The 14,734-nt window shown below is 63.3% G+C and carries 16 protein-coding genes and 1 tRNA gene; 4 read left to right on the top strand and 13 right to left on the bottom strand.

The features are described 5' to 3' along the window. Positions 1-151: 151 nt before the first annotated feature. Positions 152-228 (top strand) — tRNA-Arg (locus ABB30_RS05895). Positions 229-250: 22 nt separating this feature from the next. After that, a complete protein-coding gene (locus ABB30_RS16590; RefSeq protein WP_162531802.1) occupies positions 251-508 on the top strand; it encodes a hypothetical protein in 258 nt (85 codons plus the stop codon). On the opposite strand, the gene ABB30_RS05890 is transcribed toward ABB30_RS16590, so the two are convergent. From ABB30_RS05890 to ubiK, 4 genes are all read right to left on the bottom strand, one after another. Next, entirely contained in the window at positions 459-1,406 is a 948-nt protein-coding gene (locus tag ABB30_RS05890) for a TrbL/VirB6 family protein (protein WP_057637388.1), read from the bottom strand. The two genes, ABB30_RS16590 and ABB30_RS05890, sit on opposite strands and share 50 nt — an antisense overlap. A 9-nt stretch (positions 1,407-1,415) precedes the next feature. Further along, the gene (locus ABB30_RS05885) at positions 1,416-2,138 is read right to left on the bottom strand and encodes a hypothetical protein (RefSeq protein WP_152980599.1); all 723 of its coding nucleotides are present in this window, start codon (positions 2,136-2,138) and stop codon (positions 1,416-1,418) included. A gap of 142 nt (positions 2,139-2,280) precedes the next feature. Then, on the bottom strand, positions 2,281-3,792 hold the full coding sequence (locus ABB30_RS05880; protein WP_057637386.1) for a YifB family Mg chelatase-like AAA ATPase: 1,512 nt from the start codon (positions 3,790-3,792) through the stop codon (positions 2,281-2,283). Between the two features lie 12 nt (positions 3,793-3,804). Further along, a complete protein-coding gene (gene ubiK, locus ABB30_RS05875) occupies positions 3,805-4,065 on the bottom strand; it encodes a ubiquinone biosynthesis accessory factor UbiK (protein WP_057637385.1) in 261 nt (86 codons plus the stop codon). A gap of 156 nt (positions 4,066-4,221) precedes the next feature. Between ubiK and ABB30_RS05870 the strand changes: the two genes are divergently transcribed. Beyond that, the gene (locus tag ABB30_RS05870) at positions 4,222-4,560 is read left to right on the top strand and encodes a P-II family nitrogen regulator (RefSeq protein WP_057637384.1); all 339 of its coding nucleotides are present in this window, start codon (positions 4,222-4,224) and stop codon (positions 4,558-4,560) included. A gap of 62 nt (positions 4,561-4,622) precedes the next feature. On the opposite strand, the gene ABB30_RS05865 is transcribed toward ABB30_RS05870, so the two are convergent. Next, positions 4,623-5,276 (bottom strand): RIO1 family regulatory kinase/ATPase domain-containing protein, encoded by a 654-nt coding sequence (locus tag ABB30_RS05865; RefSeq protein ID WP_057637462.1) that lies wholly within the window; start codon positions 5,274-5,276, stop codon positions 4,623-4,625. A 245-nt stretch (positions 5,277-5,521) separates the two neighbouring features. Continuing rightward, positions 5,522-6,379, bottom strand: coding sequence for a polyamine aminopropyltransferase (gene speE, locus ABB30_RS05860; protein ID WP_057637383.1), 858 nt, complete (start codon positions 6,377-6,379; stop codon positions 5,522-5,524). 241 nt (positions 6,380-6,620) lie between these two features. Between speE and speA the strand changes: the two genes are divergently transcribed. Next, positions 6,621-8,510, top strand: a complete 1,890-nt coding sequence (gene speA, locus ABB30_RS05855; RefSeq protein ID WP_057637382.1) for an arginine decarboxylase — start codon at positions 6,621-6,623, stop codon at positions 8,508-8,510. Positions 8,511-8,719: 209 nt separating this feature from the next. Here speA and ABB30_RS05850 read toward each other — a convergent pair whose 3' ends face one another. The 7 genes from ABB30_RS05850 to ABB30_RS05825 form a co-directional block, all read right to left on the bottom strand. After that, positions 8,720-9,496, bottom strand: coding sequence for a YaaW family protein (locus ABB30_RS05850; RefSeq protein ID WP_057637381.1), 777 nt, complete (start codon positions 9,494-9,496; stop codon positions 8,720-8,722). A gap of 9 nt (positions 9,497-9,505) precedes the next feature. Beyond that, a complete protein-coding gene (locus ABB30_RS05845) occupies positions 9,506-10,519 on the bottom strand; it encodes a GTPase family protein (protein ID WP_057637380.1) in 1,014 nt (337 codons plus the stop codon). Next, positions 10,516-11,613, bottom strand: a complete 1,098-nt coding sequence (locus ABB30_RS05840) for a helix-turn-helix transcriptional regulator (RefSeq protein ID WP_211263460.1) — start codon at positions 11,611-11,613, stop codon at positions 10,516-10,518. Before ABB30_RS05840 ends, ABB30_RS05845 begins: the two co-directional genes overlap by 4 nt. Positions 11,614-11,984: 371 nt before the next feature. Beyond that, positions 11,985-12,437, bottom strand: coding sequence for a hypothetical protein (locus ABB30_RS05835; RefSeq protein ID WP_057637378.1), 453 nt, complete (start codon positions 12,435-12,437; stop codon positions 11,985-11,987). Between the two features lie 135 nt (positions 12,438-12,572). Then, positions 12,573-12,782, bottom strand: coding sequence for a hypothetical protein (locus ABB30_RS16165; RefSeq protein ID WP_152980598.1), 210 nt, complete (start codon positions 12,780-12,782; stop codon positions 12,573-12,575). Positions 12,783-12,971: 189 nt separating this feature from the next. Further along, positions 12,972-13,724 (bottom strand): SDR family NAD(P)-dependent oxidoreductase, encoded by a 753-nt coding sequence (locus tag ABB30_RS05830; protein WP_057637377.1) that lies wholly within the window; start codon positions 13,722-13,724, stop codon positions 12,972-12,974. Positions 13,725-13,829: 105 nt separating this feature from the next. Continuing rightward, complete coding sequence (locus ABB30_RS05825; RefSeq protein ID WP_057637376.1) at positions 13,830-14,729, bottom strand: SPOR domain-containing protein; 900 nt, start codon at positions 14,727-14,729, stop codon at positions 13,830-13,832. Positions 14,730-14,734 lie beyond the last annotated feature (5 nt).

Below are 14,734 nucleotides of genomic sequence, written 5' to 3'. Positions count from 1 at the left end.
TGCAGCGGGCGGCACGGCTGGTACTGGCCCGGGGATGCGTGGGTGATGCAAAAAAGCCGCGCCTTGTTACGCAGCGTCGGCAATTTCAGCTACAATCGCCGTCCGCCATCGCATCCGGTCCCGTACCAATGTGTGGTGTCATGCAGACAATGCGCCCGTAGCTCAGCCGGATAGAGTAGTGGCTTCCGAAGCCATTGGTCGGGGGTTCGAATCCCTCCGGGCGCGCCATGCATGCAACGGCTGTTGTCCGTTGTTCCGCCAGACCCTCGAGCAATCGGGGGTTTTTGCGTTTCTGCTCCCCGGCAGGCGGCTGCTTGCCGCTTACTGGCTGGCGTATATGGCTGTGCCTGCTTGTCCTGCCGGGCGGGCCAGGATGACGATCCTGCTGATGCTGATGCTGATGCTGATGCTGATGCTGATGCTGATGCTGATGCTGATGCTGATGCTGATGCTGATGCTCAATGGCTCCTGCCGCGATTGGCCGCGGCCGTCTCGCTGCCCTTGTTGAACGGGCTGTATGGCGAGAAGTTGGCCAGCGCGCTGCGGAACAGCCCGGCCGCTGCCGGTGGCGCGCCCAGAATCAAGGTGCTCAGGATCAGCCCGGTGGCTGCCTGCAGGCGTGCCATGTTGTAGATGCCGCCGGCATCGAGCCCGAGGCCGGGTGCCAGCAGGGTATCGCTGAGCCACAGGGTGGCCCCCATGGCCACCACCAGGTCCATCGCCAGGCTGATGGCCACGCTCAGTACCGCCAGTGAGACCTGACAGGCAACCAAGGCGCTGAGCCAGCCACGGAACAGGCTTTCTCCCTGTTTGAACACCAGACAGAGCACGAAGAACGGACCCAGGCCGATCAGCAGGGCCAGCATGAAACGGTTGAGCACCATCATCGCGCTGCCCACCACCGCCGGGCTGGCGGCACCCAGGCTGGCCAGCTCGCTGCTCTTGTCGCGCAGGTTGCCGGCCTGGGTGTCATCGCCGGTTTCAATCTGCTGCAGCCGCGAATAGGCCAGGTCCATCACGGCAAAGCCCCGGTCGATATCGCCCAGGATTGCCCCGCTTGGCTTGCCTGATACCAGGCTCACGGCGGTGTCGCTGATGCCATCGGTGAGCAGGCGATACAACGAGTCGTGATGCAGGGCAGCGGTGCTGGCCACCATCACCACCACGCTCACGCGCAGCAGGTCCACCACCTGCGCCATCATCGAATCGCGTTGGCGCGCGGTAATGATTTCCCAGCCGCGCCAAATGATCCACAGGGTCAGCAGTGGCAGTGCCACGCTGACCATCAGCCCGCCAACGCGATCAAGCAGGTTGCTGGCGTATTGCTCCAGCTCACTGTCGATGAAGCGCTTGATCAGCGAGAAATACAGCGCATCTTCCAGTTGTCCTGACCATTGGCTGTGCATGGGCGTGGCTCAGCGGCGTTTGTCGGCAGCCAGACGCAGGCTGGCCTGGAAAAGCAGCAGCTGCGCCTGGCGGGCCAAGGGATCCGGTGCGGCCTGGCCATGGAAGTAGGTGCGCAATTGCTGCACGTACTGCTGCTGCAGGGTGTCCACGTGGATGTTGTGGGACTGGATCAGCGATTGGCTGAATTGCAGGTCGATCTGCAATTGCGCCTGGAATGCCGCCATCTGGCTGTTGTGGGATTGCAGCAGGCCACTGTGCTCACTTTCCAGTTGGCTGCGCTGCTCCAGCAGTTCCAGCCAATGCTGCTCACGTTGCTGCAGCTGTTGCTGCAGCTGGATGGCGGTGTTGTAGCGGCGGTTCTGGGCAGTCACCCACTGCGTACAGGCATCACGCAACAGGTGCGAGGGGGTGCGCGAAGCGCTGCAGCGCAGGTCCACGGCATGGTCCTCGGCCAGTAGCGTCTGCTCATGTCGAAGACTGCGCCGGCCACGGTAGACGTGTTTGTCGATCAGGTGCTGGGCATGGCCGCGTGCACTGGTCTCGGCCATTTGCTTCATCGTCTGCAGCTGTGCCTGCAGTTGCTTGAGCTGGGCGATGCTTTCGGCCCAGTTGCTGGCATCGAACACCGGCATGCCCGAGGCCCGGGCCTGGCCGGCGTGCAGCAGGCCGAGCAGGGCCAGACTGTGGCCGCATGCGTGCAACGCGCGCGAGATCTTCCGTGATCTGGTCATGATGGCTCCCGACGATGACTGGGCGTTGCCGCATGCGGCAAGTTCACTGTGCACGTGCCTGCGGCGGCTGGCTGTCGGTGAATGCCGGGCGGCGGGGTGGTGTTACCGGGCTGTGCGCCGCGGTGTTTTTCCGCCGGGCGGCTCAGCGTGGTATTGCCGTGGCGTTTTGCCGGTAACCCAGCGCCTCGGCCAGGTCCGCGCGCTGGATCTGCTCATGGCCTTCCAGATCGGCAATCGTACGGGCCACGCGCAGGCTGCGCTGCACCGCCCGCATGGACAGCTGCAGGCGCTCGGCAGCCTGTTCCAGCAAGTGCTGTTCGGGGCTGGCCAAGGGGCAATGGCGGAAGGTGCCGGCAGCATCGAGGTGCGCGTTGACGCAGCCCTGCCGGTGCGATTGCCGCTGCTGTGCCGCGGCCACCCGTTGCCCGATGCAGGCGCTGGCTTCGGCTTCGCTGACCTGGCTGGAAAGCAGTTCCAGTGGCAGGCGGGCAACACGCACCTGCAGGTCGATACGGTCCAGCAGCGGGCCGGAAAGGTGTCCCAGGTAGCGGGCGATGCGCTCGTGGCTGCAGTGGCAGCGCCCGCTGCTGTCGCCGGCCCAGCCACAGGGGCAGGGGTTCATCGCAGCCACCAGCTGGAAACGTGCGGGGAAGGTGGTGCTGCGGGCGGCGCGGGCGATGGTCACCTGGCCGGTCTCCAGCGGCTCGCGCAGTACCTCCAGTACCGCGCGCTGCCATTGGGTCAGTTCGTCGAGGAACAGCACGCCGTTGTGGGCCAGGGAAATCTCGCCGGGGCGTGGGTGCGAGCCACCGCCGACCAGGGCCACCGCACTGGCGCTGTGGTGCGGGGCACGGAACGGCCGCTGGCACCAGTGGCCGGCGGTGTGCGGGCGGGCCTGGCTCAGGCTGTGGATGGCGGCAGTCTGCAGTGCGGCTTGCTGCTCCAGTGCCGGCAGCAGGCCGGGCAGGCGGCCGGCCAGCATGCTCTTGCCGCAGCCGGGTGGGCCGACCAGCAGCAGATGGTGGCCACCGGCGGCAGCGACCTCCAGCGCCCGCCGGGCCAGGGCCTGGCCACGCACATCACGCATGTCAGGCAGCCCGGGCGGTGGGCTGGGTGTGCCGGGTTGCGGTGCGGGCAAGGGCTGCTGGCCCTGCAGGGCGGCACACACCTGGAGCAGGGTGGTGGCCACTGCGGTGCTGGCCTGGCTGACCAGGGCCGCTTCGTCGGCATTGGCCGCTGGCAGGACCAGGGTGTTGCCGGCGCTGTGTGCGGCCATCACGGCCGGGATCACCGCATCGACCGGGCGCAGCTCGCCGGTCAGGGCCAGCTCACCCACAAACTCCTTGCCGTCCAGTGAGTCGAGCGGGATCTGGCCGCTGGCGGCGAGGATGCCCAGGGCAATGGGCAGGTCAAAACGGCCGCCCTCCTTGGGCAGGTCGGCCGGTGCCAGGTTGATGGTGATGCGCCGTTGTGGCCATTCAAAACGCGCACAGAGCAGGGCCGCACGTACCCGGTCACGCGATTCGCGTACCGCTGCCTCAGGCAGGCCGACGATCTGCACCGCCGGCAGGCCGCCGGACAGGTGGACCTCCACCCGTACGGCCGGGGCATCGATGCCGGCGCGGGCACGGCTGTGCACCAGCGCCAGGCTCATGCCGTGCCTCGGTCAGGGCGTCTTGTCACCATGGCTGGCCGCTTCCAGGGCGGCGACGGTCTTTTCCAGTGCCTCGAGCTTTTCCCGGGTGCGCAGCAGTACCGCGCGCTGGATGTCGAATTCCTCGCGGGTGACCAGGTCCAGCTTGGACAGGCCGGCCTGCAGGGCGCCCTTGAAGGCCTCCTGCACGTCCTGCTGGGACTGGCGCAGGCCTGGCGGGACCAGGTCGCTGAGGCGGCGTGCCATCTCGTCGATGTGCTTCAGATCAATCATGGGAGGTTCCTGTGGACATGGTTGCGAGCGTGCCGGGAAAGAAGGCTTGGCAGCCATCGGCAGGTGCTGGGGAGGATGGTAAGGCCAACGCCCGGCTGCCGGGGCGCGGGCCGGCAGGTATGCTGTGGGAATTGCAGCAACAGCGGGAGAGAACCGATGAAAATGGTGATGGCCATCGTCAAGCCGTTCAAGCTTGATGACGTGCGCGAGGCACTGGCCGAACGCGGGGTGACCGGGATCACTGTCACCGAGGTCAAGGGCTTCGGGCGCCAGAAGGGGCATACCGAGCTGTACCGCGGTGCCGAGTACGTGGTCGACTTCCTGCCCAAGGTGAAGCTGGAAGTGGCGGTCACCGACGAGCAGGTGGAGGAAGTGGTCGAGGCGATCGTGCAGGCCGCCGGCACCGGCAAGATCGGCGATGGCAAGGTGTTCGTCTACGAGCTGGGCCGGGTGGTGCGCATCCGCACCGGCGAGATGGATGCCGACGCGCTGTAAGCGGCCGCCCGCAATGACGTCTTGCAAAAAAACGCCCCGGACCAGGCCGGGGCGTTGTGGTTTCAGGCGTTGTGGGCCTTGAAACGGCGGTAGGCCTGCTTCCAGCCCTGGCGGATCAGCCGGACCCAGCCCGGCTCGGCCAGGCTGGCGGCCAGCTCGCTGGGTACCTCGGTACCGGTGACACGCTTGCGCAGCTTGAGCAGGTTCTTCAGGTCACTGCGGCGCAGCTGGCGGGCCAGCGGATTGTTGTGGCGCCAGCGCGGCGTGCGCCAGGCCGAGGTGAAATCGATCAACACCGGCACACCGGCCGCCACCATCACATTGGTGCCGTGCAGGTCGTTGTGGGTGATGCCCTGCTGGTGCAGGCGCTCCAGGGCCTTGTGCAGCTGGTCGAAGACCTGCGCATCGGCGGCCTGCAGGCTGCTCAGGGTCTGGCCGTTGACGTACTCCATGCCAAGGGCCAGGCCGCCGATCACCCCGAGCAGGGCCGGCGCATGCTTCCAGCCGGCCAGCTGGCGCAGCACGCGGGCCTCGCGACGCACCAGCAGGCGAGCGAACGGGGCCAGCACGGTGCCGCGGTAGCGGCGGTAGTCCTTGATCACGGCCAGACGGCCATTGATGCGGGCCCGGTACACGTCCGGTTCGAGCAGGCGTTCACCGCGCTTGAGCAGCTGGTTTTCGGCAACGGGGCGGCCGACCGCATGGTCAGGCAGCATCACAATGGCATTCATGGGCTTCTCCACACCGCACAGCGGGCAAACGCCGTCACTGCCGGGGTGATTGGGGCGCAGAGGGGGAGTGCGCCGATGCCGGTAATTTTAATACCGACCGGTTCAGAAACCCTGAATGTAAAAAAAATGTGAGAGCGCGCACATGAAACGCTCCGTTCCGTGCGCTGCGGCACAAAAAAACACCCCGCAGCGCGAGGCTGCGGGGTGCCGGGGCAGTGCCTGGATGTGGCTTATTCGCCCAGTGCCTTGGCCACGAACGGCGGGGCAACCAGCACCGCGTTGTGCTGGTGGGCGGTGTAGTACAGGGTGTCGAACGGCTTGTTGGCCGAGTCGTCGGCACGGAAGCCGAAACCGAAGCCTGCCTGCTTGCTGGCCACGGTCACCGACCACCAGCCGGTCGGGTAGCACGGCTGCGGGAACGGCAGGGTCTTGAAGGATGCAAAGCCGGCCTTGCCCATTTCCGCGCGCATGTCGCGGATCAGGTCCAGCAGGGCCAGCGGCGATTCGCTCTGCTGCACCAGCAGGCCGTCGTCCTTCAGGGCGCGGAAGCAGCTTTCAAAGAAGGCCTTGTTGAACAGGCCTTCGGCCGGGCCGACCGGGTCGGTCGAATCGACGATGACCACGTCCACGCTGCCCGGCTCCAGGTTGGCCATGTAGGCCACGCCGTCGTCGAACAGCAGTTCGGCGCGCGCATCGCCGTTGGATTCACACAGTTCCGGGAAGTACTTCTCGGCCATGCGGGTGACCTGCTCGTCGATGTCGCACTGGGTGGCGCTTTCCACGCCCGGGTGCTTGAGCACTTCGCGCAGGGTGCCGCAGTCGCCGCCGCCGATGATCACCACCCGCTTCGGGTTGGGGTGGGTGAACAGCACCGGGTGGCTGATCATCTCGTGGTAGAAGAAGTTGTCCTTGGTGGTGAGCATCATCGCGCCGTCGATGATCATCAACTTCCCCCAATCGGTGGAGTCGTAGATTTCGATCTTCTGGAACGGGGACTGCACTTCATCGAGTTTGCCGTTGATACGGAAGCCGATGGCCGAACCGGTCGGCTGGAAGTGTTCGATGTACCACTGGGAGTTGTCGCTCATGGTGTTTCCTGCAAGCTGGCCTTGGGGTTGCGGGAACAACGAGGGGCCAAGGGGACTCAAAAAAGTCGCTTCGGACGTACTGCCTTGGAGGACCGCGGACAGACGCGTGGCGCGCGTTCATCTTTCACGCGGCCGGGGGTTCCCCCGAGGGGGCCGGCGCGGGCGCGGATTGTATAGGAATATTGGCGGCGATGGGGGGTAGAATGCGCGTCCTTTCACCCACCACCGAGTTCTTACGCCGATGAGCGATTGGTCCGCCGACCAGGCCCGCAAGACCTATTCCATTCCCCACTGGTCTGATGGGTATTTTGATGTGGACGCCAACGGCCACATCGTGGTCAAGCCTTCCGGTACATCCGGTACGGTTGTTTCGCTGCCACAGGTTGTGCAGGCCGCCCGCGCCAATGGCGCCAAGCTGCCGCTGCTGGTGCGTTTTCCGGACATCCTCAACGAGCGCCTGGGCAAGCTGCAGGCCGCCTTCGCCCAGGCCCAGGCCGACTGGGACTACACCGGTGGCTACACCGCGGTGTATCCGATCAAGGTCAACCAGCACCGTGGCGTGGCCGGCACCCTGGCCAGCAACCACGGTGAGGGCTTTGGCCTGGAAGCCGGCTCCAAGCCGGAACTGATGGCCGTGCTGGCGCTGTCGCGCCCGGGTGGCTTGATCGTCTGCAACGGCTACAAGGACCGCGAGTACATCCGTCTGGCCCTGATCGGGCGCAAGCTCGGCCTGCAGACCTTCATCGTCATTGAGAAGCCGTCCGAGCTGAAGCTGGTGCTGGACGAGGCGCGCAAGCTCGACGTCAAGCCGGGCCTGGGCGTGCGCATGCGTCTGGCGTCGCTGGGTGCAGGCAAGTGGCAGAACAGCGGCGGTGACAAGGCCAAGTTCGGCCTCTCCCCGCGCCAGGTGCTGGACCTGTGGAAGACCCTGCGCGACAGCGAGTACGCCGACTGCCTGAACCTGCTGCACTTCCACATGGGCAGCCAGATCTCCAACGTGCGCGACATCGCCAACGGCATGCGCGAGGCCACCCGCTACTTCGTCGAGCTGTCGCGCCTGGGCGCGAAGATCAGCCACGTCGACGTGGGCGGCGGCCTGGGTATCGACTACGAAGGCACCCGCTCGCGCAGCTATTGCTCGATCAACTATGGCCTGCATGCCTACGCCAGCAACATCGTGCAGCCGCTGGCCGAGGCCTGCGAGGCGCATGGCTTGCCGCAGCCGCGCGTGGTCACCGAATGTGGCCGCGCCATGACCGCCCACCACGCGGTGCTGATCGCCAATGTGGCCGAAGTGGAACAGGCTCCGGAAGGCCGCGTGCCGGAAGCATTTGATGACGAGCCCGCCGCGATCCGCCACCTGCGCGAGATCCACGAAGAGCTGGACGTGCGCCCGGCGGTGGAGCTGTACCAGGAAGCCCAGCACTTCCATGCCGAAGGCCTGAGCGCCTACGCCCTGGGCCAGATCGACCTGACCCACCGCGCGCGCATCGATGACCTGTTCTATGCCATCGCCCACGGCGTGCGTGCACGCCTGAGCCACGAGGAAAAGAGCCATCGCCCGATCCTGGACGAGCTCAACGACCGCCTGGTGGACAAGTACTTCGTCAACTTCTCGGTGTTCGAATCTATCCCGGACGTGTGGGCGATCGACCAGGTGTTCCCGATCGTGCCGATCCAGCGCTTGAACGAGACCCCGGACCGCCGCGGCATCCTGTGCGACATGACCTGCGACTCCGATGGTGTGGTCAAGACCTATGTGGAGAACGAGTCGCTGGATACCTCGCTGCCGGTGCACAGCCTGGGCCACGGCGAGAGCTACCTGTTCGGCTTCTTCCTGGTCGGTGCCTACCAGGAGATTCTGGGTGATATCCACAACCTGTTCGGTGACACCGACGCGGTGGAAGTGCTGGTCGATGACGATGGTTATGTCATCACCCAGCAGCGCCGCGGCGACACCACCGACGTGATGCTGGACTACGTCGGCTACAAGCTCGATGACCTGCGTGATGCCTACAAGGCCCGCGTGGCGGCAGCCAATCTGGATGCCGAACGCGCCGCCGAACTGGATGCCGCGCTGGAAGCAGGCCTGACCGGTTACACCTACCTGAGTGATGAGCCGTTGGTTTGAGCCGTAGTGAAGCGTATGGAAAAGCCACGCTGTAGCAGCGTGGCTTTTTTACAGCTGTACTGAAAATCGCGATGGATTCACTGAAATCCTATTCGCTTTCACCTGAGTGAAGGCTTCGTCGACTTTGTGGCACCTGGGCAGCGCCGCGTCAGTTCCAGAATGGTGCTGATCGATGATGGCCAAGTTGTCGGCTATGGCCGACCACTCTCTCACGCCTCCCCCAATTCCCGTTCAATGTCCTTCAAGATTCCGTCACGTTCAGTCTGATGCTTTTTTCTCAGGAGGGCGATCTGGATTACTGCAGGCATCGTGACTCTATAAGCCGGCCCTGCGATGTCTACGGCGGTCCAAGCGCCTGCGATGGCCCATCCCACAGGCCCTGCCAGCATGGATGCCGTTCGTGTTAATGCTGCATTTCCTGCCAGTGCTAGGCCGCGCCCAAGAATGGCGCGGGAGATAGCGTTGGCAGCTATCAATGTTAATTGGTACGACTTGAATCCGCCGGCTTTGAATGCAAGCTGGATTGCAGCAGTCATGGCAGCAGGAGTCAATGACTTTAAGCTGCTCATACCAATGGTCTTTGCGAAATCTATACGATCCTCTTCTGGCATTTTTTCGATCGCATCACTAAGAACCTTAGTCAAAAGTTTGTTTTCGATATCCAGTGTGTGATCGTTTTTTACAATCCCTTTGACTTTCAGGTTGTCACAAACATCGGCAAGTACCTCTCGATACAAAACCCCTTTTCCGCCGCGCAATGCAGTCATCAGGCTGTTAGCGCCAAAGCATTGGCACTCGGCGGCAATAAGTTCCCAGTATTTTGAATGATCGGGGTGATATTTTTTGTACGTAGGATTGCTGGTTAGTTCCTCGGTCCAAAGTGCACCGCCATCTTTGTCTTTGGTCAGGCATTCCACAAGATCATTAAGGTCGCAGCTAGAAATTTCCCTAAGGAACTCCAGGTCTTCATCAAAGCGGTAGGCCATTTTATTTCCTTATTTTTTCTTGAGGAATGCGGTGATTGCGGAAAAGGCCCAGCCAGCAGCTATTTTGATGTTTTTAGGGTCGGTGACGACGGTCTTGACCATGCTGCCGACTTGGCCGGCCACATCGCCAATGACGTCCTTTATCCAGTAGGTTACCGAGTCGAAAATAGATTTTTCTATTTTCTCCGCATAATCGGCCTTTTCGTCGTTTGAACGAAAGTTTGCCTCGTTCTCATTGATGTGCATGGCAATGGCTGCGCGCTTTTTCTTCGGCAGGCGGTCCATGATAAAGCTCAGTAGTTTTTGCAGGTTGTAGGGGTGTGAGAGGATTTCTCCATCAATCTCGCAACCGGCAGAATAATAAATGGGCTCAATATCCAATCCTGTGTCGGCCTTGATGCGCTCGCTGACCGTCTTGACCTGCTCTTCCAGTCGTTCAATCAGTTTCTGTTCTGGCCTGTTCTCGCTCTTGTTCCAAAAATGGCCACTCATCGCGTTGTCGGCCCGGTTGAGGCCAATCAGGAGTCGATCGCGATCGCCTTCAATCAGGTTCGGCAAGATGACTTTTTCAATAAGAGTGAAAGCAGAGCTGAAATCACGGCTACTGGAGTCCAGTATGAGGAATACCAGGTCAATAAGAGGTTGCCCATTTGCATCCTTGCGCCTGAGTATTTCGCTTATCTTTATCTTGTGGGTCGCATCTTTTTCAATACTGTCGCCCAGCCCGGGCGTGTCCCATATGATCAGGTTTTCCATCTCATACGAATCGATCTCCATCGTTTCAGGCTTGGTGCTGTCGCCGACCTTGGCGCGATTATCCATTCCTTGGCTATCAAAAAGCGCATTAATAGTTGAGCTTTTGCCGACACCGGTGCCGCCAACCAGCAGCACGTTGATCTTGGTTTCGCGGATGCGGTCCCTTAGTTTTTTTGCGTCGGCCGTGCTGAGGTTGGAGAGGAATTCAGTATTTTTCATTGAGATGTCCTTTGTTTGTTGATGTATGTCATTGGTGCTGAATTTCATCCAGTGGTGGATTTCTGCATGACGCTGGGCGTGTACATGAAATGCAGGGATTGATTATTTTTAATGATGGATTTTCGCAACGAAGATGGCTCGTGAACGAGGATGCCTGCCCCTAGGGCCATGACCCACCAGTACGTTTCCTGGTCATCCGGCACACAAGCCGTCAGGCGCAGCCAAACGGTACCCGGCAGAGGCTCCAAGGTTTGATCTTCACCGAGCGGGGTTTCGCGCAATATGCTGGCGATATCCGGATGCACGTCGGCTACCAGCTCGACCATCCCGGTTCCCTGCCTCGGGGTAAACGCGGCTTCCGGCAGGTAGGCGTCCATGTTGAATTCCCCGTCGCGGGAGCTGATGGTCAGCAGCTGCGCCTGCTGGATGCGGTGCAGGGCGAAATGGCGGATATCGGTGTAATCGCCGACGCTGGCAATCAGGTAGGTGGTCGGGCCGCGGGAAACCAGGCCCTTGGGGTGCAGGGTCATGGTTTTGACCTCGCCCTTGGCGCGGCTGAAGTAGTCCACCTGCAGCTGGCGTTGTTCCAGTACGGCGATGGCGACCTTTTCCCAGACATCCGGTGCCACCACGGCCGGCAGCAGGGCCTTGCCGTTGGGCAGGCTGCGCACGCGCTCCAGCCAGTGGGCGTGGCGACTGCCTTCTCGCTTGCTCAAGGTTTGCCTGGCTTCGGCGAAGTGGGGTTCCAGCTGGCCCAGTACGCCGGGTGGCAGCAGGTGGCGCAGGTGACCTTCGCAGAGCTGGAAGGCCATGGCTTCGGCCGCGCTCATCAACGGCAGGCCGGGGCGCACATGCGGCTGGTAGCTCCAGCGGTACGGGCGCAGGCTGGCGATGGCCGGGTCGAGGTCGTCCTTGCTGCAGAGCAGGTCGAAGTGCTGGCTGAGCTTGCCATCGAGGTCGCGCTGCAGCGAGCGCAGGCTGATCTCAAAGCCCTCGCGTGCAAGGGCCTCATGCAATTCGGTGGTGGAGATGCTGCTGGGGTAGCGGGGAATCATCCGCAGCAGGATGAGGTTCCTGAGCAGGGGATCCCTGGCTGATTCCAGCGAGGTACGGTGCGGCATGGCGGCGACGAACTCTTCCATGGTGTCGTCCACAAACTAGTGCCAGCAGGCGACAGTGGGTGTCGCTGAATGTGTCCGCTCGTGCGGTGGCGGAACAACGCACCGGTCTAGGACGCTGTCCATCGTCAAGAACTTGAGCAGAATCAGAGATGCCACCACTGCAGCTTCCTTACGTCGTTTGCTTGCTTCCGGCATTTCCTTGCCGGTCCCCTTGGCTGAATATGCCTTCTGTGAGCAAATTGAGCAATACATCACGCCTCTATCAGTGATTGCATCTCGAAATTTTCTATCAATCTGTTAGCGGTCGGTGTCGTCTCTACTTGAGTCGTGGAGCAGGCTTAATGAAAAAACCACGGCATAGCCGTGGTTTTGGTAGCGGAGTGGGTTCGCGCTCATCCGGCCGGTGGCAAGTCCACGCCTTCCAGGTTGTCGATCAGGCCGGGCTCGCGGCAGCGCAGGTTGGCGACCTGTTGGCCGCGCACTTCGACCTGGATGCCGTGCTGGAAATCCAGCTCGTCGGCCAGACGGTCAAAGGTGGAATACGCGGTGTAGGTGGTGTCGCCGTTGGGTACGGTGACGGAATAGGTGGTGGTGCGCCCGGCACCGGGCCACTGGTAGGTGCTGGCACGGTTGCGCGGCACGTTCAGGGCAAGTTCCGGTGCCCGCCCGGGACGGCCGAAGGTGTAGCCAATGCTGCGGCCGGCATCGCAGACTTGGACCTGCTTGCCATTGGTGGTGCTGCAGGCAAACAGCGTGTCCTGCCCGGACGGGCAGGCAGCCATGGCGCCGGCTGGCAGCAACAAGGCGAGCAACAAATGGCGGTTTTCAATGCGCAAGTAAGACATCGCGGAAGCAGTAGGTGAGCTGCAGCGATGATTGCAGGGCGAAGCTGCGATGAACTCTCCCCCGAATGGGGGAGGTCTCACGGCTTGGGCCGCCTTCCCATGGGAGTGGTGTCTTGGACAAAATAATTGCCTAGCTCAACGCGGGCCGAGCAAGCCACCCAGCCGGGCAAGGGTTATTTCCAGTGGGGAAGCGGGGAAGCGCTGGATATTGCTGCTGCCGCAGCGGCTGCAGCAGTCGATGTGATTAAGCCCGGGCATGCGCACATCGCCGATGGTATGCGGAATGGTCTTCTTCCACTGGCAATCGTTACAGCGGAAGGTTTGTGGCGGAACGGGGAAGGCCATGGCTCAGTCCCGGCAGTCGTTGTGGAGCTTTTCGATGTAGGTGGCCAAGCCGAACAGGGCGAAACCGTAGACCACTACACCACCAATGACTTTCAACATGTGCTGCTCTCCTGCAGGCCGTGACTGGCTGGGGAGTGCAGCGTGCCGGTACGAGGCGACAACCGGTGTCGCCTCCAGGTACATGGGTCATCAGCCTTCGCGGGCGACCTGGAAGCCGGCAAACGACTGGCTGACCGGCATCAGTTCGATCCGGTTGATGTTCAGGTGGGCCGGCAGGTTGGCCACCCACAGGATCTGTGCGGCGATGTCTTCGGCAGTCATCGGGTTGGCGCCGCCGTACAGGGCATCGGAGGCGGCCTGGTCGCCGTGGGTGCGCACAAGGGTGAATTCGGTTTCCGCCATGCCCGGTTCGATCGCGGTGACGCGCACGCCGGTGCCGTGCAGGTCGCTGCGCAGGCCCAGCGAGAACTGGCTGACGAAAGCCTTGGTGCCGCCGTAGGCATTGCCGCCGGGGTAGGGGTAGGTGGCGGCGGTGGAGCTGACATTGATGATCGCACCACGGCGCTGGATCAGGCCCGGCAGCAGGCGGTGGGTCAGGGTGACCAGGGCGGTGATGTTGGTGTCGATCATGGTGCGCCAGTCATCCAGGCTGGCGCGCTGGGCCGGGGCGGTGCCCTGGGCCAGGCCGGCGTTGTTGACCAGCAGGTCGATGCCGGCAAAGGCCGGCGGCAGTGCCGACAGCGCTGCTTCCATGGCATCGGCATCGCGGATGTCAAAGCAGGCCGCGTGCACCTTGTCCGTACCCAGTTCGTCCGCCAGAGCGGCCAGGCGCTCGGCGCGGCGGCCGGTGGCAATCACCTGCCAGCCAGCGGCAACGAACTGGCGCACGGCGGCGGCGCCGAAACCGGAAGTGGCACCGGTGATCAGGGCAGTACGAGTCATGGAAGGTGATCCAGCAGCAGTAAAGAACGGTGATTTTCGCACCAATGGACGCTGCCAGACAGTACAACGCCCGGGCGGGCCGGGCGTTGTGGGTATTGCGTGGGTTTACTGGGCCTTGATCGCCATGGCCTGCAGGCCGGCGGCCTCCAGTTTGGCCTTGGCCGCAGCCAGTTCACTGGCCGAGTTGTAGGGCCCCATGCGCACCCGGTACACGGTGGTGCCATTGATCTGCGCCGGTTCGACCCGGGCGCCCACCCCGGCCATGGCCAGGCGGGCCTTGGTGCCTTCGGCCTCGCCCTGGGCAGAGAACGCACCTGCCTGCAGCAGGTAACGCACGTTGCCGGCCGGCTCGGTGGTGCTGGCCGTCACGGCAGCCGGGCGGCTGGCGCTGGCCGGCGCGGTTGCCGGTGCGCTGGCAGGCGGACGCTCGTTGCCGGCCGGGCGTTCATTGACCGGTGCCGGCTGGGCTGCCGGCTTGGGTACGGCCCGGCCTTCCAGCGCGGCCAGGGCCCGCTGGGCCTCGCTGACCGGTGCCGGGTTCTCGTTCAACGGCACCGGCTGGCTGGGCGTGGGCAGCGGCGATTCGCTGGCCGCCGCCTGGCGCTGGTTGCGGGCCAGGCGCTCGGCCTCGGCACGCGCGGTGGCGGCCAGCTCGGCGTCGGACATCTGCACCTCGCTGCCGGGCAGCAGGGTGTAGAAGTCATACGACGGCTGTGCCGGGCGTTCGCTGCTGCCGGTGGCCGCGCTGTTGCCACGGTTGGTGGCCGGGCGCGGCAGCGAGGCCGGGGCGTCGATATCGGCATCGGCCACCGGGGCCGGCACCGCATCCGGGTTCGGACGCGGACCGGCACGCAGGAAGCCGTCGCCTTCACCCTTGAACAACCCGGGCATGGCCATGAACACCACCGCGGCCACGGCCGCGATGGCAATCAGCCAGACCCACGCCGGGGTGCCGGTATCGGTGTTGCGTTTTGCTTGGCGCTTGTTGCGTCGTGCTCCAGCCATGGGCT

Origin of the sequence: Stenotrophomonas ginsengisoli, from assembly GCF_001431485.1 — a bacterium.
In the GTDB taxonomy this organism is placed as follows: Bacteria; Pseudomonadota; Gammaproteobacteria; order Xanthomonadales; family Xanthomonadaceae; genus Stenotrophomonas; species Stenotrophomonas ginsengisoli.
This window is presented reverse-complemented; position numbering and strand designations above follow the sequence as displayed.